The 16,356-nt window shown below is 67.2% G+C and carries 19 protein-coding genes and 1 tRNA gene; 15 read left to right on the forward strand and 5 right to left on the reverse strand.

What is annotated here, in order from left to right:
• Positions 1–4: 4 nt before the first annotated feature.
• Together P6144_RS08910 and argH are read right to left on the reverse strand one after the other, a co-directional pair.
• The gene (locus tag P6144_RS08910) at positions 5–253 is read right to left on the reverse strand and encodes a hypothetical protein (protein ID WP_277767379.1); all 249 of its coding nucleotides are present in this window, start codon (positions 251–253) and stop codon (positions 5–7) included.
• On the reverse strand, positions 250–1,629 hold the full coding sequence (gene argH, locus P6144_RS08915; RefSeq protein ID WP_277767428.1) for an argininosuccinate lyase: 1,380 nt from the start codon (positions 1,627–1,629) through the stop codon (positions 250–252). The genes P6144_RS08910 and argH overlap by 4 nt, the downstream gene beginning before the upstream one ends.
• Before the next feature lie 16 nt (positions 1,630–1,645).
• Between argH and P6144_RS08920 the strand changes: the two genes are divergently transcribed.
• The 9 genes from P6144_RS08920 (at position 1,646) to P6144_RS08960 (ending at position 8,280) form a co-directional block, all read left to right on the forward strand.
• Positions 1,646–2,221 (forward strand): TlpA disulfide reductase family protein, encoded by a 576-nt coding sequence (locus tag P6144_RS08920; protein WP_347275529.1) that lies wholly within the window; start codon positions 1,646–1,648, stop codon positions 2,219–2,221.
• Between the two features lie 373 nt (positions 2,222–2,594).
• Positions 2,595–3,323, forward strand: a complete 729-nt coding sequence (gene rutB, locus P6144_RS08925) for a pyrimidine utilization protein B (protein ID WP_277767381.1) — start codon at positions 2,595–2,597, stop codon at positions 3,321–3,323.
• A 4-nt stretch (positions 3,324–3,327) separates the two neighbouring features.
• Positions 3,328–3,711 (forward strand): pyrimidine utilization protein C, encoded by a 384-nt coding sequence (gene rutC, locus P6144_RS08930; protein ID WP_277767382.1) that lies wholly within the window; start codon positions 3,328–3,330, stop codon positions 3,709–3,711.
• Positions 3,711–4,505 carry a pyrimidine utilization protein D gene (gene rutD, locus P6144_RS08935; protein WP_277767383.1) on the forward strand — a complete coding sequence of 265 codons (795 nt, stop codon included), beginning with the start codon at positions 3,711–3,713 and terminating at the stop codon, positions 4,503–4,505. Before rutC ends, rutD begins: the two co-directional genes overlap by 1 nt.
• 12 nt (positions 4,506–4,517) lie before the next feature.
• Positions 4,518–5,582: a pyrimidine utilization protein A gene (gene rutA, locus P6144_RS08940; protein WP_277767384.1), complete on the forward strand. Its 1,065-nt coding sequence runs from the start codon at positions 4,518–4,520 to the stop codon at positions 5,580–5,582.
• A 56-nt stretch (positions 5,583–5,638) separates the two neighbouring features.
• Positions 5,639–6,196, forward strand: coding sequence for an RcnB family protein (locus tag P6144_RS08945; protein ID WP_277767385.1), 558 nt, complete (start codon positions 5,639–5,641; stop codon positions 6,194–6,196).
• Positions 6,197–6,481: 285 nt separating this feature from the next.
• Complete coding sequence (locus P6144_RS08950) at positions 6,482–7,276, forward strand: TIGR04255 family protein (protein WP_277767386.1); 795 nt, start codon at positions 6,482–6,484, stop codon at positions 7,274–7,276.
• Positions 7,273–7,818, forward strand: a complete 546-nt coding sequence (locus P6144_RS08955) for a hypothetical protein (RefSeq protein ID WP_277767387.1) — start codon at positions 7,273–7,275, stop codon at positions 7,816–7,818. The genes P6144_RS08950 and P6144_RS08955 overlap by 4 nt, the downstream gene beginning before the upstream one ends.
• A gap of 18 nt (positions 7,819–7,836) precedes the next feature.
• Positions 7,837–8,280, forward strand: coding sequence for a hypothetical protein (locus P6144_RS08960; RefSeq protein ID WP_277767388.1), 444 nt, complete (start codon positions 7,837–7,839; stop codon positions 8,278–8,280).
• A 110-nt stretch (positions 8,281–8,390) separates the two neighbouring features.
• On the opposite strand, the gene P6144_RS08965 is transcribed toward P6144_RS08960, so the two are convergent.
• Positions 8,391–8,464 (reverse strand) — tRNA-Gln (locus P6144_RS08965).
• Positions 8,465–8,653: 189 nt separating this feature from the next.
• On the opposite strand from P6144_RS08965, the gene P6144_RS08970 reads away from it, so the two are divergent.
• Both P6144_RS08970 and P6144_RS08975 read left to right on the forward strand, forming a co-directional pair.
• Positions 8,654–9,685 (forward strand): Ppx/GppA phosphatase family protein, encoded by a 1,032-nt coding sequence (locus tag P6144_RS08970; RefSeq protein ID WP_277767389.1) that lies wholly within the window; start codon positions 8,654–8,656, stop codon positions 9,683–9,685.
• Between the two features lie 106 nt (positions 9,686–9,791).
• Positions 9,792–10,487 carry an RlmE family RNA methyltransferase gene (locus P6144_RS08975; RefSeq protein WP_277767390.1) on the forward strand — a complete coding sequence of 232 codons (696 nt, stop codon included), beginning with the start codon at positions 9,792–9,794 and terminating at the stop codon, positions 10,485–10,487.
• Between the two features lie 56 nt (positions 10,488–10,543).
• Here the strand turns inward: P6144_RS08975 and rpoZ are convergent, their stop codons facing one another.
• A complete protein-coding gene (rpoZ, locus tag P6144_RS08980; RefSeq protein ID WP_116839672.1) occupies positions 10,544–10,888 on the reverse strand; it encodes a DNA-directed RNA polymerase subunit omega in 345 nt (114 codons plus the stop codon).
• A 191-nt stretch (positions 10,889–11,079) separates the two neighbouring features.
• Here rpoZ and P6144_RS08985 point away from each other — a divergent pair, with 191 nt between their 5' ends.
• Complete coding sequence (locus tag P6144_RS08985; protein WP_277767429.1) at positions 11,080–12,243, forward strand: phosphatidylserine/phosphatidylglycerophosphate/cardiolipin synthase family protein; 1,164 nt, start codon at positions 11,080–11,082, stop codon at positions 12,241–12,243.
• A gap of 89 nt (positions 12,244–12,332) precedes the next feature.
• Here the strand turns inward: P6144_RS08985 and P6144_RS08990 are convergent, their stop codons facing one another.
• The gene (locus P6144_RS08990; RefSeq protein ID WP_277767391.1) at positions 12,333–13,112 is read right to left on the reverse strand and encodes a manno-octulosonate cytidylyltransferase; all 780 of its coding nucleotides are present in this window, start codon (positions 13,110–13,112) and stop codon (positions 12,333–12,335) included.
• A gap of 105 nt (positions 13,113–13,217) precedes the next feature.
• Between P6144_RS08990 and P6144_RS08995 the strand changes: the two genes are divergently transcribed.
• The 3 genes from P6144_RS08995 to P6144_RS09005 are packed head-to-tail and all read left to right on the forward strand — an operon-like array spanning position 13,218 to position 16,347.
• On the forward strand, positions 13,218–14,444 hold the full coding sequence (locus P6144_RS08995) for a capsular biosynthesis protein (protein WP_277767392.1): 1,227 nt from the start codon (positions 13,218–13,220) through the stop codon (positions 14,442–14,444).
• The gene (locus tag P6144_RS09000; protein WP_277767393.1) at positions 14,441–15,568 is read left to right on the forward strand and encodes a glycosyltransferase family 1 protein; all 1,128 of its coding nucleotides are present in this window, start codon (positions 14,441–14,443) and stop codon (positions 15,566–15,568) included. The genes P6144_RS08995 and P6144_RS09000 overlap by 4 nt, the downstream gene beginning before the upstream one ends.
• Positions 15,568–16,347 carry an ABC transporter permease gene (locus P6144_RS09005; protein WP_277767394.1) on the forward strand — a complete coding sequence of 260 codons (780 nt, stop codon included), beginning with the start codon at positions 15,568–15,570 and terminating at the stop codon, positions 16,345–16,347. Before P6144_RS09000 ends, P6144_RS09005 begins: the two co-directional genes overlap by 1 nt.
• Positions 16,348–16,356: the final 9 nt, after the last annotated feature.

The raw sequence follows: 16,356 nt of genomic DNA on the forward strand, positions 1-16,356 counted from the left end.
TGGATTAGCGCGGCGGCAAATCGAAATTGTCGCTTCGCCGCTGGCTCGTGCTTTCGATGAGGTCGTCGCTACGTGCCGGGCGCGTCTGGACGGGGGGCTTGAGCAGGTCACCGGGCGACGGCGTCGCTTTCGCACCCTCGGGCGCTACCGGCAGCGATGCCGTCGCCGCAGGTTTGAGCTCCGCGCGGTTGCCGCACGCCGCCAGGGCAAGTGCTCCGAAGAGCGCCGTCGTCAGCACCACCACTCGCTTCATCGCTCTTCCTCCTCGCGGCCCTTGCGTGCCGCCGCGATCGCCTCGCGCACCCGCTTGGGAGACGTCCCCCCGAAGCTGGTGCGGCTCGATACCGAAGCATCGACGCTGAGAACGTCATATACGCGTTCATCGATCCGCGAGTCGATTTCCTTAAGTTGCGCGATCGATAGCTGATCGAGCCGGATGCCGCCCGCCTCGGCGGCGGCAACGGCGCGTCCGGTGATGTGGTGCGCCTCGCGGAACGGGATGCCGCCCTCGCGCACCAGCCAGTCGGCCAGATCGGTCGCCGTCGAGAAGCCGGCCTCGGCGGCGGCGCGCATGCGCTCGAGCCGGAAGGTCGCGCTCTCGACCATCCCGGTCATCGCCGCGATGCTGAGCCCGAGCAGGTCGTGCGCCTCGAACACCGGCGGCTTGTCGTCCTGCATGTCCTTCGAATAGGCGAGCGGCAGGCCCTTCATCGTGATCATCAGCGAGACGAGTGCGCCGGTGATGCGGCCCGAATGGCCGCGCACCAGCTCGGCCGCGTCGGGATTGCGCTTCTGCGGCATGATCGAGCTGCCGGTCGACCATTGGTCGCTCAGCGACACGAAGCCGAAGGGCTGGCTCGCCCAGATCACGAACTCCTCGGCCAGTCGGCTGAGGTGCAGCGCGGCCTGCGACGCGGCGGTGAGATATTCGATCGCGAAGTCGCGGTCGGAAACCGAATCAAGCGAGTTGCGCGTCGGGCCGTCGAAGCCGAGCGCCTTGGCGGTGGCCTCGCGGTCGAGGTTGAAGCCGGTGCCGGCGAGCGCCGCCGAACCGAGCGGGCAGAGGTTGAGCCGCGCCCGGGCATCCTGCAGCCGGCTGCGATCGCGCGCGAACATCTCGAAATAGGCCATCAGGTGATGGCCCAAAGTCACCGGCTGCGCGACCTGGAGATGGGTGAAGCCCGGCATCACGCTGTCGGCATGTTCCTCGGCGCGGGCGAGCAGCGCGTCCTGGAGCGCGCCCAGCGCCGCCTCGGCCTGGTCGATCGCGTCGCGCACCCACAGGCGGAAGTCGGTCGCCACCTGGTCGTTGCGCGAGCGCGCGGTGTGCAGCCGGCCCGCCACGGGTCCGATCTTCTGCGTCAGCCGCGCCTCGGCGAACATGTGGATGTCCTCGAGCGCGAGATCGTCGCGCACGCCCTCGGCCTCGAACTCGGCCGCCACTTGGTCGAGCCCGGCATGGATCGCCGCCGCATCCTCCGCGCCGATGATGCCCTGCTTGCCCAGCATTGTCACATGCGCCTGGCTGCCGCGCAGGTCCTGGCGCCACATACGCTTGTCGAAGGGAATCGAGGCGTTTATCTCGCGCATCACCGCGGACGGGCCTTCGGCGAAGCGCCCGCCCCACATGGCATTGGAGCTGTCCTTGCGCTCGGCGATCTCGATTCTCCTTCTGGCCACGCTGGCAATCGCGGGGTGCGATAAGCGCTCCGGGGCCGGAAGCCAAGCAAACGAAACTATCCCGGCGGCTAATGCCGCCGCACCGGATGCCGCGGCTGCGGACAAGGGCAAGCTCGATCGCAGCCACAAGGGGGAGGCGGCGCCGGACATCGCCTTCTTCGCGCCCGACGGAAAGAAGACCAGCCTCGCTGCCTTCAAGGGCAAGCCAGTGCTGCTCAACCTGTGGGCGACCTGGTGCGCGCCCTGCAAGGCCGAGATGCCCACGCTCGACACGCTTGCCGGCCAGAAGGGCGACACGCTGAAGGTCGTCGCGCTCAGCCAGGACAGTGCGAAGGCGCGTCCGGAATTCGATAGCTACACCGCCGGCTTCCGGCATCTGAAGTTCTGGCTCGATCCCGATACCGCCTTCAGCCTGACCCTGAACGTCAACCTGCCGACCACCATCCTCTATGATTCGGCCGGCAAGGAAGTCTGGCGCGTCTCGGGCGACATGGACTGGACCGGCGCCAAGGCCGCGGCGCTGCTGGCCGAGGCGCGATAGCATCCCATCCATTCGTCATCCCCGCGAAGGCGGGGATCCATTGGCGCCGCATTCGGTGGGTCTCTCAGCCTCAGCCGGAATGGATCCCCGCATGCGCGGGGATGACGGGCTTGCTCGGCAGCCTTGCAATGTAGGATTTCGCCTGCTCGGCCTGCGCGCCTGCCCAGAGGCCGGCCGCTCCTTGGCGCTGTAGGAAAGATAGGACCTCGCACGCGCAAGGATCTTGCGGGATGCGGCGCGTTCCGGGAATTGCGTGAACTCAGGCGCGACGAAGACCCGCTCTTGGCATGTACTTCGTGTCCTTTGGCGAGTGGGTCTTGCGCGCATTGTAGGGGGCTTGTGCGCCGCGTCATTCTCGGGAACACTCCGGGAAATGACAGGCGAACCTACCGTCGGGCGTGACCTTCAGGGGCCGCGCATCGTCACGCTTCCCGCCCGGCCCGAGCCGATCCGCGTGCATGCCGACGAAACGGCGATCGTCGTCATCGACATGCAGAATGCCTATGCCTCGCCCGGCGGCTATGTCGATCAGGCCGGGTTCGACATCTCGGGATCGGCGGGGACGATCGGCAAGATCGCCGCGGTGCTCGATACCGCCCGGTCGGCCGGCATGCCGGTGATCTACCTCCAGAATGGCTGGGATGCCGACTATGTCGAGGCCGGCGGCCCCGGCTCGCCCAACTGGCACAAGTCCAATGCGCTGAAGACGATGCGCCAGCGTCCCGAGCTCAGCGGCAAGCTGCTCGCGCGCGGCACCTGGGACTACGAGCTGGTCGATGCGCTGGCGCCCAAGCCCGGCGACATCCGCCTGCACAAGACCCGCTACAGCGCCTTCTTCAACTCGCAGCTCGATTCGACGCTGCGATCGCGCGGCATCCGCAACATCGTCTTCGTCGGCATCGCCACCAATGTCTGCGTCGAGAGCACGCTGCGCGACGGCTTCCACCTCGAATATTTCGGGGTGATGCTCGAGGATGCGACGCATCATCTCGGGCCGCCGATGATGCAGGAAGCCACGGTCTATAATGTCGAGAAGTTCTTCGGCTGGGTCTCCACCACCGCCGACTTCTGCGGCAGCTTCGGCCAATTGCCCCGGGAGTAGCGACATGCCGTTCGAACCGATCAACCCGCCCCAGTTCCCCACCCCGATCGCGCCCTATTCGGCCGGCGCCAGGGCGGGCAACACCGTCTATGTCTCGGGCGTGCTGGCGCTGGGCGAGGGTGGCGCGGTGCTCCATGTCGGCGATGCCGCCGGCCAGACGCGCCATATCCTCGAAGTGATCAAGACCACGCTCGAGGCGGCGGGCGCTCGCCTCGAGGACGTGGCGATGAACCACATCTTCCTCAAGGATTTCGCCGACTATCCGGTCTTCAACCAGGTCTATGCCGAGTATTTCCCCGGCGCCAAGCCGGCGCGCTATTGCATCAAGGTCGATCTGGTGAAGCCCGATTGCCTCGTCGAGATCGCCTCCGTGGCGCATATCGGCTGATGGCGGAGGCGGGGGGGCTCTATTACGAGGTCCACGGCCCGGCGAACGCGCCGGCGCTGGTGCTGTCCTCGGGGCTGGGCGGCTCGGCGAGCTACTGGACGCCCAATGTCGCGGCGCTGGCGAAGCAGCACCGCGTCATCCTGTACGATCATCGCGGCACCGGCCGCTCGGGCCCGCTGCCCGAAGGGCGCGTCACCGTCGAGGATTTCGCCGACGATATCGTCCAGCTGCTCGATGCGCTGGGGATCGCCCGCGCCAGCGTGATCGGCCATGCCGCGGGCGGCGTCGCCGGGCTCGCGCTCGCGCTGAAGGCGCCCGACCGGATCGACCGGCTGATCGTGATCAACGGCTGGGCCGAGCTCGATCCGCACTTCGCCCGCTGCTTCGACGTGCGGCTCACGCTGCTGCGCCATGGCGGGCCGCGCGCCTATCTCCGCGCCCAGCCGATCTTCCTCTATCCGGCCAACTGGATCTCCGATCACAGCGCCGCGCTCGATGCCGAGCTCGAGCAGCAGCTCGCCCATTTCCCCGATGCGGACACGCTGTCGCGGCGGATCGCGGCGCTGCGCAGCTTCGACATCGCCGGCGATCTCGGCGCGATCGCCACGCCCACGCTGCTGGTGGTGGCGGAGGACGACATGCTGGTGCCGCCGCACTGCGCGCGCCAGCTCGCCGCCGGCCTGCCGCGTGCGCAGCTCGGGCCGCTCGGCTCGGGCGGCCATGCCTGCAACGTCACACGTCCCGATCTCTTCAACCGTCTCGTGCTCGCCTGGCTCGGCCAGGGCGACGAATAGGGAGCAACCCCCATGGAAGTCGGCGTCTTCGTTCCCATCAACAACAATGGCTGGCTGATCAGCGAGAACGCGCCCCAGTACATGCCGAGCTTCGACATGAACAAGGCGATCGCGCTCAAGGCCGAGGAGCATGGCCTCGATTTCCTGCTCTCGATGATCAAGCTGCGCGGCTTCGGCGGCAAGACCGAGTTCTGGGAATATGGCCTGGAAAGCTTCACGCTGATGGCCGGCCTTGCGGCGGTCACCGAGAAGATCAAGATCTACGCCACCTGCCCCACGCTGATCATCCCGCCGGCCTTTGCAGCGCGCATGTGTAACACGATCGATTCGATCAGCCATGGCCGCTTCGGGCTTAACCTGATCACCGGGTGGCAGCGTCCCGAATATAGCCAAATGGGTTTGTGGCCGGGCGACGAGCATTTCCGCAACCGCTATCAGATGCTCGACGAATATGCCCAGATCCTGCGCGAGCTGTGGGAGACCGGGCGCAGCGACCTGAAGGGCGAATATTACCAGATGGACGATTGCCTCGTCCGTCCCACGCCCCAGGGCGACATGAAGATCATCTGCGCCGGCTCGTCGGACGAGGGCCTCGCCTTCTCGGCGAAATGGGCGGACTACGCCTTCTGCCTCGGCAAGGGCGTCAACACGCCGACGGCCTTCGCCTTCAACAACGAGCGGCTGGCCGAGGCGACCGCCAAGACCGGGCGCGACGTGAAGGTGTTCGTGCTGGTGATGGTGATCGCCGACGAGACCGACGAGGCGGCGATGGCCAAGTGGCAATCCTATCGCGACGGGCTCGACATCGACGCGGTACGCTGGTTGATCGACCAGGGCGCGGCCGACAAGAACAACCCGACGACGAATGTCCGCCAGCTCGCCGCCCCAGAAGGCGCGGTGAACATCAACATGGGCACGCTGGTGGGCAGCTATGAAAGCGTCGCGCGGATGCTCGATGAGATGGCCGAAGTGCCCAATACCGGCGGCGTGCTGCTCACCTTCGACGACTTCCTCGAGGGCGTGGAGAATTTCGGCACGCGCATCCAGCCGCTGATGAAGAGCCGGAAAAAGAGCTGAGTGGGCCGCTTGCCGGGCTTTGAGCGTTTAAGAGCTTCCCCTGACGGAGGTTGCGCATGAAGAAACTCCTGTCCCTTGCCGCCATGGCCACGCTGCTGGCCGCGCCGATCGCCGAGGCGCAGAATCACGGCCCCGGCCATGGCCAGCGTCCGCCGCAGGGCGGTGGCGGCCCCAAGCCCGGTGGCCCCGGCAAGCCCGGTGGTCCCGGTGCCGGCCCGTCGCAGCCCGGCCGGCCGGGTAGCGGCCCTTCGCAGCCTGGGCGTCCGGGCACCGGCCCCTCGCAACCGGGTCGCCCCGGCACGCGTCCGCCTGCGCCCCGCCCGCCGGTTGCACGCCCGCCGCATCGCCCCGGCGTCGGCCGTCCGCCGAACTTCCGTCCGATCCATCGCCCGCCCTTCCGCTATCCGCCCGGCTATGGCTATCGCCGCTGGTCGATCGGCGGGCTGCTGCCGCTGCTCTTCCTGTCGAACAGCTATTACTACAACGACTGGTATGGCCTCGGCCTCGGCGCGCCGCCCTACGGCTATCGCTGGGTGCGCTACGGACCCGATCTGCTGCTGGTCAACCTGCGCACGCGCCGCGTCGTCGACGTGATCTACGGCGCCTTCTACTGAGCAAAGGGGCGCGGTCCGGAAACGGGCCGCGCCCTTCCTTCGGGCGGCGGTTGCGTTTCCCCCGAGGGATTGGTTCGGTTGGCTGGAGGCTCTCTGAGGAGAGCATGATTGTTGGCTGTAGCTTCGCGATGGGCGAGTTGCTCAGAGCGAGCTGAAATTGGCAATATGCTGCACGAGGCAGGAATTCCTCTCGGATAGGATTTACCCTTAGGACTCGCCTAACTTGTCCTTGACCCTCCCGTTGACATGATTCCATCGAGTTGCCATCTTCAGCGAAAGGGCAATTTGTTGCTCGGAGACCGTGCCAAAGTGCCATCAGCGGCGGAAAATGGTGCCAGCCCAGAGCGGCTGAAGGCTGAGGGATTCCCTGTCGCTCCCATCATTGAAGCAATCATGGAAGTCCAATTCGCGGGTGGGCTCAATGCCTCCGAGGTGGACGCCGTGCGCGACGCGCTTGCCAAGTTCTATCCCGATCGCGCTGAGACTCGTCAAACGGGCTTCGTTTACGACATCGCTACCGAAGCATTCGATTTGCAAGACGCTAGATCAGTGTTCCGTCTCAGCGGCAACGATGGGACAGAAGTAGCTATTGTTGGCCCGGCTGGCTTCAGCGCATCTCAGCTCACACCATACAAGTCGTGGGAAGTGTTATTTGAGCGTTTCGCGCGCGATTGGGAAAGCGTGGACACGGTGTTGGCTTGCCGCTTGGCCAGCCGCTTGGCTGTGAGGTACGTCAATAGGATCGACGTGCCGATGGATGAGCATGGCACGGCGGAATACGAGCAATACATCGCAAGCCATATCCAGCTTCCGCGAAGCATCCCAACGATACATGACTTCTATCTGCGGTTCGCCTTGCAACTGCCAGAGATTGGTGCGCTCGCGACGGTCCAATCCGCAGTCATGCCGCAAGCCGTCGAAGGTAAAGCGTCCTTCGCGCTCGACATCGACGTAGCCAAAACCGAGGGTTTGGCCACCGATCGAGCAGGATTGTTGAAGCAGCTATCAAGCTTTCGCGCTTCCAAAAACAATCTGTATCGCCAGTTGCTTACCGACAAAGCTTTGGGGGAGTTTCGATGAGCATTATGACGTTGAAGCGGCCTGAGCCAACCTACCGTCAGACAGCATCTGCCTCAGACCAGGGAACGACTTTCAGTCGTACCCGGGTGACCGCTGCGCGCCAGCAAATCAATATCGAACCAATTGGGATTCAGCAAACGACAGATCAGCTTCTTACAGCTGCCCTGCTTCAGGCTACCAGCGTAGTTCGTGATGGGACGCGGGATTTGGGGGTGGATCGAGCGGGAACTCTTGTCGCTCGGATTGCTGAGCTGCTTGATCCCGCGGAATGGGAAGAAGGGGACGAGATCCTCAAAGTTGGGTCAGTCCGGACGCTCGTTCGGACGCTAATCGCCCTTGAGCATGATGTTGGCGGGATCGCTTTGACCCGCGCCGGCAACTTGGCTGTTTCGTGGAGTGGCGACGACGGCAAGCTCCGTGTTGAGGCATTGCCGGACGGTAAGGTCTCTTGGGCCCTTATTTGCCGAGCTGGTGATGTCATAGACGCACGACATCAATCTTCGGATACAATCGCCAACCTTCGGTCTATTTGCGAATCCTGATCCGCCGGGGTGCCCGACGTGGACGAGGCATTGCCCGACGACGCTACAGTCATCCTGCATGTCTCCAAAGGCAGGCAGCTGCCAAAGGACGCGGATATCTGCGAGTCTATCGATCAGGACGCCTTCCGCTGCGATGATGATGGAATATCAGTGACTTGGGTCGAGTATTTCGACGGCCAAGCGTCAGAGCAGTTTCATCAGGCTGCTCATGCGATGAAGGGTGCGATGAAATTGAGGAAATCGGGCGTCATCGTGACTGCCAAGGTAGCGGACATCAAAGCGGTGTTAGCCGAAGTCGGCGTCTCGGTAGAAGTCGTTACCGATCCTCAGCTTGAGAACGAAGCTCATTGTCTCATCAAGGGGATTCAACCCGAGAATCTCACCGGGCTGCTCGCGCTGACCCAAGCCTTCCCACGCGCTGGTTTTATTCAATGCGATACCGTCGAAGGGCTTGTGGGGTAGCCACTAAGACGAATCGCGCAGCGGTGGTTCGCCACCCTCCGCTTACACCCGCTCACCAATGTGGAAATGAAGGAGCAGCTCCATCCCTCTTTCCATATGCTCAACAGAATTGGATGCCCCGTGAGGATTCGAACCTCAATTGACGGAGTCAGAGTCCGTAGTCTTACCTTTAGACGACGGGGCATCACGCGACATCACTGTCGGCAGGCGGCGCGCAATACGGTGCCCACCGTGCTCTGTCAACGCCCGGAAAATGCCGCCTGCCTTGCCCCGGCCTGCGCACTCGGCTAGCCTCGCTTTCAAGCACCGGCGGCGAAAAGCCGTGACGGAACAGAACATAAGCGAGTGATGTATGGGGGATGGCACCGCCAATATGCCCCGCGGCCGTGGTCCCGGCAAAGCCAGGAAGCCCGCGCCGCCTCCGGAAAGGCCGATTCGCGGCCGCTGGCCCGAAGGGCGCCATTATGCGGCGCTCGATCTCGGCACCAACAACTGCCGCCTGCTGATCGCGCGCCCGCAAGGATCGGGCTTCGCCGTGGTCGATGCCTTTTCGCGCATCGTCCGTCTGGGCGAAGGGCTCGCCACCTCGGGCAGGCTCTCCGATGCCGCGATCGAGCGCACCATCGCCGCGCTGCGCATCTGCGCCGAGAAGCTCAAGCGCCGCAACGTGATCCTCGCCCGCTCGGTCGCGACCGAGGCCTGCCGCCAGGCGGCCAACGGATCCGAGTTCATCGAGCGCGTCTATCGCGAGACCGGCATCGCACTCGACATCATCACCGCCGAGGAAGAAGCGCGCCTGGCGGTGCTCGGCTGTCATGCGCTGCTCGAGCCCGGCGACGGCCCGGCGCTGGTGTTCGACATCGGCGGCGGCTCGACCGAGCTGGTGCTGGTCGATTCGCGCGGCGAGGTGCCGCGCATCCTCGACTGGCACAGCGCGCAATGGGGCGTGGTCTCGCTCACCGAAGCCTCGGGCAGCGCCGAGAGCGCCGAGGACCGCGCCGCGCTCTACGCAAGCATGCGCGCCCGCGTGGCGGAGAGTTTCGCGCCCTTCGCCAAGCGGCTGCGCAAGCCGCGCGGTACGCCACGCCTGCTCGGCACCTCGGGCACCGTCACTACGCTCGCCAGCGTCCATCTCGGGCTCGCCGCCTATGATCGCTCGGTCGTCGACGGGCTGATCGTGCCGGCGCCGGCGATGCGCGAGGTCAGCCAGCGGATCGCGGCGATGAGCATGGCCGAGCGCAGCCGGGTGCCGTGCATCGGCTCGGAGCGCGCCGATCTCGTCGTCGCCGGCTGCGCTATCCTCGAGACGATTCTCGATCTATGGCCCGCCGAACGGCTCGGCATCGCCGATCGCGGCATTCGCGAAGGCATCCTCCGCCGGCTGATCAACGGGAGAAGTTTGTGACGTTTTCCGTTGACGGTACCAGCCCGCTCCCCCACCCGGCCTCCCACATGATGATGCCGTTGGGAGGCCGGGTGGGGGAGCGGGCCGGCGCAGCAGGAATGAGGCTATGAGTAGGGGTGGAGGCCGCGGCCATACCCGCGTGCTGACCGCGCGCAAGCGCACCGCGCAGTCGACGCGCTGGCTCGAGCGCCAGCTCAACGATCCGTACGTCAAGCGCGCCAAGGCCGAGGGCTATCGCAGCCGGGCGGCCTATAAGCTGATCGAGCTCGATGAGAAGTTCAGGTTCCTCAAGGGCAAGAAGCGCGTGCTCGATCTCGGCATCGCGCCCGGCGGCTGGACCCAGGTGGTGCGCCGCCGCCTGCCCAAGGCGCCGGTGGTCGGCATCGATCTGCTGCCGGTCGATCCGATCGACGGCGCGATCATCCTGCAGATGGACTTCATGGACGATGCCGCGCCCGATCGGCTGATCGAGGAATTGGGCGGCGCGCCGGACCTGATCGTGTCGGACATGGCGGCCAACACCGTCGGCCATCCGCAGACCGATGCGCTGCGGACGATGGGCCTGGTCGAGACCGCGCTCGATTTCGCGATCCAGGTGCTCGAGCCCGGCGGCGATTTCGTCGCCAAGGTCTTTGCCGGCGGCGCCGATTCGTCGCTGGTCGCCGAGATGAAGCGCAACTTCGCCACGGTGAAGCACGCCAAGCCGCCCTCGAGCCGCAAGGGCTCGGTCGAATGGTTCGTGGTGGCCCAGGGCTTCAAGGGGCGGAAGGCCGCGCCCTCGTCCGAACCGGAATCCGAATAGCAAAAGGGCCCCGGAATCGCTTCCGGGGCCCTTTTGGTTGTCAGCGATTCGCCGGCTCAGCCGTCGTAGTCGCCGCCCAGATTCTGGTTGCGCGGCGGGGCAGCGGCGGTGAGGCGCAGCGCCTCGGCCGAAGCCGCGATCGAGCCGACCTCGTCCGGCGCTTCCTCGTCGTCGATCTGGACGCGCTGCAGGCTCGAGACCACGGCTTCCTCGAGGTGCGTCGGGCGCACGGTCTCTTCGGCGATCTCGCGGAGCGCGACGACCGGGTTCTTGTCGCGGTCGCGATCGATGGTCAGATCGGCGCCGCCCGAAATCTGGCGGGCGCGCTGCGCCGCGAACAGCACGAGATCGAAACGGTTGGGAACCTTGTCGACGCAATCTTCGACAGTGACGCGCGCCATCTACGCTTCCTTGAAAAACGGAGTGTCCGGGAAAGGCGGCGATCTAGGGTCCGCTCTCGTAAAAGTCAAGAAAATCGGCCGCCGAACGATTCCGGCCGCCATGCGTTGGGAACGCACTCGCAACGACTTGGGAAAACATGGAAGCGCTCGCCCCCCTTGCCCCCGATCCCCTGCCCGCGCATCACGGGCCGATGCAGTTCTCGCAGCCGAGCTTCACCGTCGACGGCAACCGGCTGACGTTGTTGCCCGACGGGCCCGAGCGGATGGAGGCGCTGCTCGACCTGATCCGCCGCGCCGAGCGGTCGCTGCGCGTGCTCTATTACATCTATGTCGACGACGATGCCGGCGCCGCGGTGCGCCAGGCGCTGATCGATGCCGCGGCGCGCGGGGTCCAGGTCAGCCTGATCGTCGACGGGCTCGGCAGCGAGCATGCCCAGAGCCATCGCTTCTTCGATCCGCTCCACGAGGCCGGCGTGGAAGTATGCCGATTCGTGCCGCGCTGGGGCCGGCGCTATCTGCTCCGCAACCACCAGAAGCTGGCGCTTGCCGACGAGGCGCGGGTGATCGTCGGCGGGTTCAACATCGAGAACAGCTATTTCGGCACCGTTGCCGAACAGGCCTGGCGCGATCTGGGGCTGCTGGTCGAGGGGCCGGCGGCGGCGCGGCTGGTCGGCTATTTCGATGCCTTGTCGAGCTGGGCCAAGCGCCCCAAGCCGTCGCTGCGCCGTCTCGCCAAGACGCTGCGCGCCTGGAGCGAGCCCGCGGGCGCCACGCGCTGGCTGCTCGGCGGGCCGATGCGGCGGCTGTCGCCCTGGGCCCGCGAAGTGAAGCGCGACATGGAACGCTCCAACTCGATCGACATCATCGCCGCCTATTTCGCGCCCAATCCGGCGATGCTGCGCCGCCTCGATCGTGCCGGCAAGCGCGGGCGGGTGCGGCTGGTGCTGCCTTCCAAGCTCGATCACGGCGCGGCGATCTGGGCGGCGCGCTTTACCTATGCCGGGCTTCTCCGAAAGAATGTCCAGATCTACGAATATCAGCCGACCAAGCTCCACGCGAAGCTGTTCCTGATGGACGATGTCGTGAACATCGGCTCGGCCAATTTCGATATCCGCTCGATGTTCCTCAACCTCGAACTGATGTTCCGGGTCGAGGACAAGGCCTTCGCCGCCTATGTCCGCGCGTTCGTCGACGGCGAGATCGCCCAGTCCGAGCGAATCACGCCCGCGCTCTACAAGGCGCGCACCGGCCCCTGGACGCGGGTGAAGCAGGCGGCCGCCTATTTCGTGATGGCGGTGCTCGACTATAACGTCACGCGCCGGCTCAATTTCGGCCCGCGCAGGCCGCGCGCCTAGAGCGGGTCGATATTCGGGCGGAACTCTCCCCATCGTCATGCTGAAACAAGTTCAGGGTGACGCGGTCTTGTTGGCGCGGCGCCCGAACTTCAAAGTCCGACGGCGCCCCCCAGGGCCGAGGCGACCAGCGGCACGTCCTCGGCATTGTTGACTTCCCAGAAGCCTGCCTCGGGCGCCGGCACCTCGACCAGCCGGATGCCCATGCCGTTCTCGAGGAAGCGCAGCTGCTCCAGCCCCTCGGCGAGCTCGAGCGCCCCCGGCGCCCAGCCGGCATAGGCGGCGAGCGCCGCGGGCGTATAGGCATAGAGGCCGATATGCAGCTTGGGGCGCGCGCCATGGGGCAGCACGCGCTTGGAGAAATAGAGCGCATTGCCGGCCCGGTCCGCCACCACCGTGGTGCCGCCGACGCGCCCCGCCGCGGCGTCGGCCAGCAGCCGCGCCTCGGTCGCCGCATCGCATGCGAGCCAGGGCGTCAGCATCGCCGCGCCGGTCGCGCGCCAGGCGTCCACCAGCGCGGCGATGTCCGATCGGCGGACCAGCGGCGAATCGCCCTGCAGGTTGATCACCAGCTTCGCGCCCGGCCGGCGTGCCGCGACTTCGGCGCAGCGCTCGGTGCCGTTCCGCGCCGCGGCGCCGGTCATCACCGCAGTCCCGCCGAAGCCGCGCACGGCCTCAGCGATGCGCTCGTCCTCGGTCGCCACCACCACGTCGCCCAGGTCGCTTGCGCGCATCGCCGCTTCCCAGGTCCATTGCACCAGCGGCTTTTCCCCCAGCAGCGCCAGCGGCTTGCCGGGAAAGCGCACCGAAGCGAAGCGCGCCGGGACGACGATGAGGACCTCTGCCGGGCGATCTGCGATCAAATCGGACATATCTCCCTTTAGGAGCCCGCTTCCGCAAAGGCGATGCGCATCGTAAGAGACTGGCGAAGAGGGAAAATCGTGGCGACAGGGCCCAATAGTCTGGACGACGGGCAAGTGCCCGTGCCCCCGGCCGCGCGCACGCCGCTGCGGCTGGTCGAGCGGCCGCGCCATTTCCTCTTCCTCCAGGGCCTGCCCGGGCCGTTCTTCCGCCGCCTCGGCCGGCATCTGCGCGAGCGCGGGTCCACCGTGTCGCGCGTCAATTTCAGCGGCGGCGACTGGTGGGACTGGCCCGGCGGCACCGGCTTCCGCGGCGCGCCCGCCGATTTCCCCGCCTGGCTCGAACGCTTCGTTGCCGAGCGCGGAGTCAGCGACATCGTCGTGTTCGGCGATTGCCGCGCGCCCCATGTCGCGGCCCGTGCGCTCGCCGATCGTCGGGGCCTGCGCTTCCATGCATTCGAGGAAGGCTATCTGCGCCCCGATCACGTCACGCTCGAGCGCGGCGGCGTGAACGGCCATTCGAGCTTCCCGCGCTCGCTCCATGCGCTGCGCCTGCTCGACGCGCGGATCGAGCAGGCCGGGGAAGCCGTGGCGGTGCGCAACGATTTCGCGCCGCGCGCCCGCGAAGCGGTGCTCCACCATGTCTTCACGCTGCTCGGCCGCCCGCGCTTCCCGCATCATCGCAACCACCGCTTCTGGCCGGCCTGGCGCGAGGCGGCGGGCTGGCTCGGCCGGCGCCTGCGCCGCCGCCGCGAGCGGCGCGCCAGCCTGGCCGCGCTCGCCGGGCTCGCCGGCCGCCCGATCTTCCTGCTGCCGCTCCAGATCGAAGGCGATTCGCAGCTCGCGGTCCATTCGCCCTTCGCGTCGATCGTCGAGGCGATGGAGCATGTCCTCCAGGCCTTTCGCGCGGCGCCGCCCGAGGCGCGGCTGCTGGTCAAGCAGCATCCGCTCGATCCCGGCGTGGTCCGCTGGCGCGCGCTGGTGACCGAGGCGGCGCACCGGATCGGCGTGGGCGACAAGGTGGCGTTCATCGAACGCGGCGATCTGCTGCCCCTGCTGCGCGTCGCGCGCGGTGTGGTGACGATCAACAGCACGGTCGGCCCCCTCGCGCTTGCCGAAGGCGTGCCGGTGCTGGCGATGGGCGCGGCGATCTACCGGATGGAGGGGATCACCGCCGAATGCAGCCTCGCCGAATTCTGGCGCGATCCGCCCCCGGTGGTGCCCGAGAATTTCGCGCTGCTCTGCCGGGTGCTGCGCGCCAAGTGCCTGGTCAATGGCGGGTTCCACAGCGCGGCGGGGCTCGATCTGCTGGTGCGGGGCAGCGCGGAGCGGCTGCTCGCGTGAAGCGCCCGCTGACGCTCGACATCACCCGGCTGCTGCTGCGCCGCCGCCATGCCACGCCCACCGGCATCGATCGGCTCGAGCTGGCCTATGCCCGCGCGCTGCTTGGCGCGCAGGATCGTCCCGTCGCGTTCGAAGCCTGGGTGCCGGGCATCGGCGCCTGTGGCTATTCGCGCGCCGCGCTGGCGGCGTTGCTCCCCCGGATCGAAGCGCGCTGGGCCGCGGGTGAACCTTCGGGCATCGCGCTGTCGGGCCTGCGTCCGCGCGTGCGCCGCGAAGGTGAGGTGCGGCTGCTCGTCTCGCACCACCATCTCGCCGAGCTCGATCGCCGCCACCGGCCCGATGCGAAGACCTGCGTCTATGTCCATGACGCGATTCCCGCCGATTTTCCCGAATATGCCCGGCCCGGCGGGGCGGAGAAGCACGAACGGCGCCTGCGCAACGCCGCCCGCTTCGCCGACGGCATCCTGGTCAACTCGCACGCCACTGCTGCCTCGCTGGCGCGCTTCCTCGAAGCCCGGCGCCCGCCGCTGCTCGTCGCCCCGCTCGGCGTCGAGCCGCGCTTCGCCGGTGCCGCGCCCGAAGTGCAGGACCGCCCCTATTTCCTCTGCCTCGGCACGATCGAGCCGAGGAAGAACCATCTCCTGCTCCTCCAGGTCTGGCGGGCGCTGGCTGGCGGCGGCGATGCGCCGCGGCTAATCCTGGTCGGGCGGCGCGGGTGGGAGAATGAGAATGTCGTCGACATGCTCGAGCGCAGCCCGGCGATCCGGGCGCTGGTGGTCGAGGCGGGGCGCGTGGGGGATGCCCGGCTCGCCGGCCTGGTCGCGGGCGCGCGCGCGGTGCTGATGCCGAGCTTCGCCGAAGGCTTCGGCCTGCCGGTGGCCGAGGCGCTTGCCGCGGGCGTGCCGGTGATCGCCAGCGACCTGCCCGCGCTGCGCGAGACCGGCGGCGACGTCCCCGACTATCTCGATCCGCTCGACGGGCCCGGCTGGATGCAGGCGATCCGCGACTATGCCGCGCCGGGCAGCGCCCGCCGCGCCGCGCAGCTCGATCGGCTAGGGCATTGGTCGCCGCCTGGATGGGACGCGCATTTCGATGCCGTCCTGCCCTTTCTGGACGGCCTGTGATGCGCGCGCTGCTCGCCGCTGCCGATACCCAGGGCGCGGTGATCCGCGCGCTGATCCTGCGCGAGCTGCACACCCGCTTCGGGCGCGAGAATATCGGCTATCTCTGGCTGTTCGCCGAGCCGATGCTGCTCGCCGCCGCGGTCGCGCTGCTGCACGGCTCCAGCCACTTGCCGATCAGCGGCGGGGTGAAACCGATTCCCTTCGCGATCGGCGGCTATGGGCTGTTCATCATGTTCCGCGCGGTGGTCTCGCGCGCCGAGACGGTGCTGGAGGCCAACCGGCCGCTGCTCCACCACCGCCCGGTCACGCTGTTCGACATGCTCGCCGCGCGCTCGCTGCTCGAGCTGGCGAGCACAATGGTGGTGCTCGCGGTGCTGCTCGGCGCCGCGGTCGCGCTCGGCCTCGCCGATCCGCCCGCGCGCCCCGAATATGTGCTGCTCGCGGTGCTGCTGATGGCCTGGCTCTCCTTCGGGCTCGGCATGCTCGTCGCTGCCGGATCGCACGCGGCGCCGATCCTCGGCCGGCTGGTCCATCCGCTCCTCTATCTGTCGATGCCGGCCTCGGGCGCCTTCTTCGCCATGGCCTGGCTGCCCGCCGGGGTGCGCGAATGGCTCGCCTGGATTCCGCTCGTCCACATCTTCGAGCTGCTCAAGATCGGGCAGTTCGCCGGCTTCACCTCGCACTATGCCGACATCTTCTACGTGACCGGCTGGTGCGGCGTGCTGACCCTGCTCGGGCTGTTCGCGCTCGCCCATCTGCGCGGGCGGCTTGAATTGTGAGGCGCTTTC

Origin of the sequence: Sphingomonas sp. HITSZ_GF, assembly GCF_029543155.1 — a bacterium.
Classification (GTDB): Bacteria; Pseudomonadota; Alphaproteobacteria; order Sphingomonadales; family Sphingomonadaceae; genus Sphingomonas.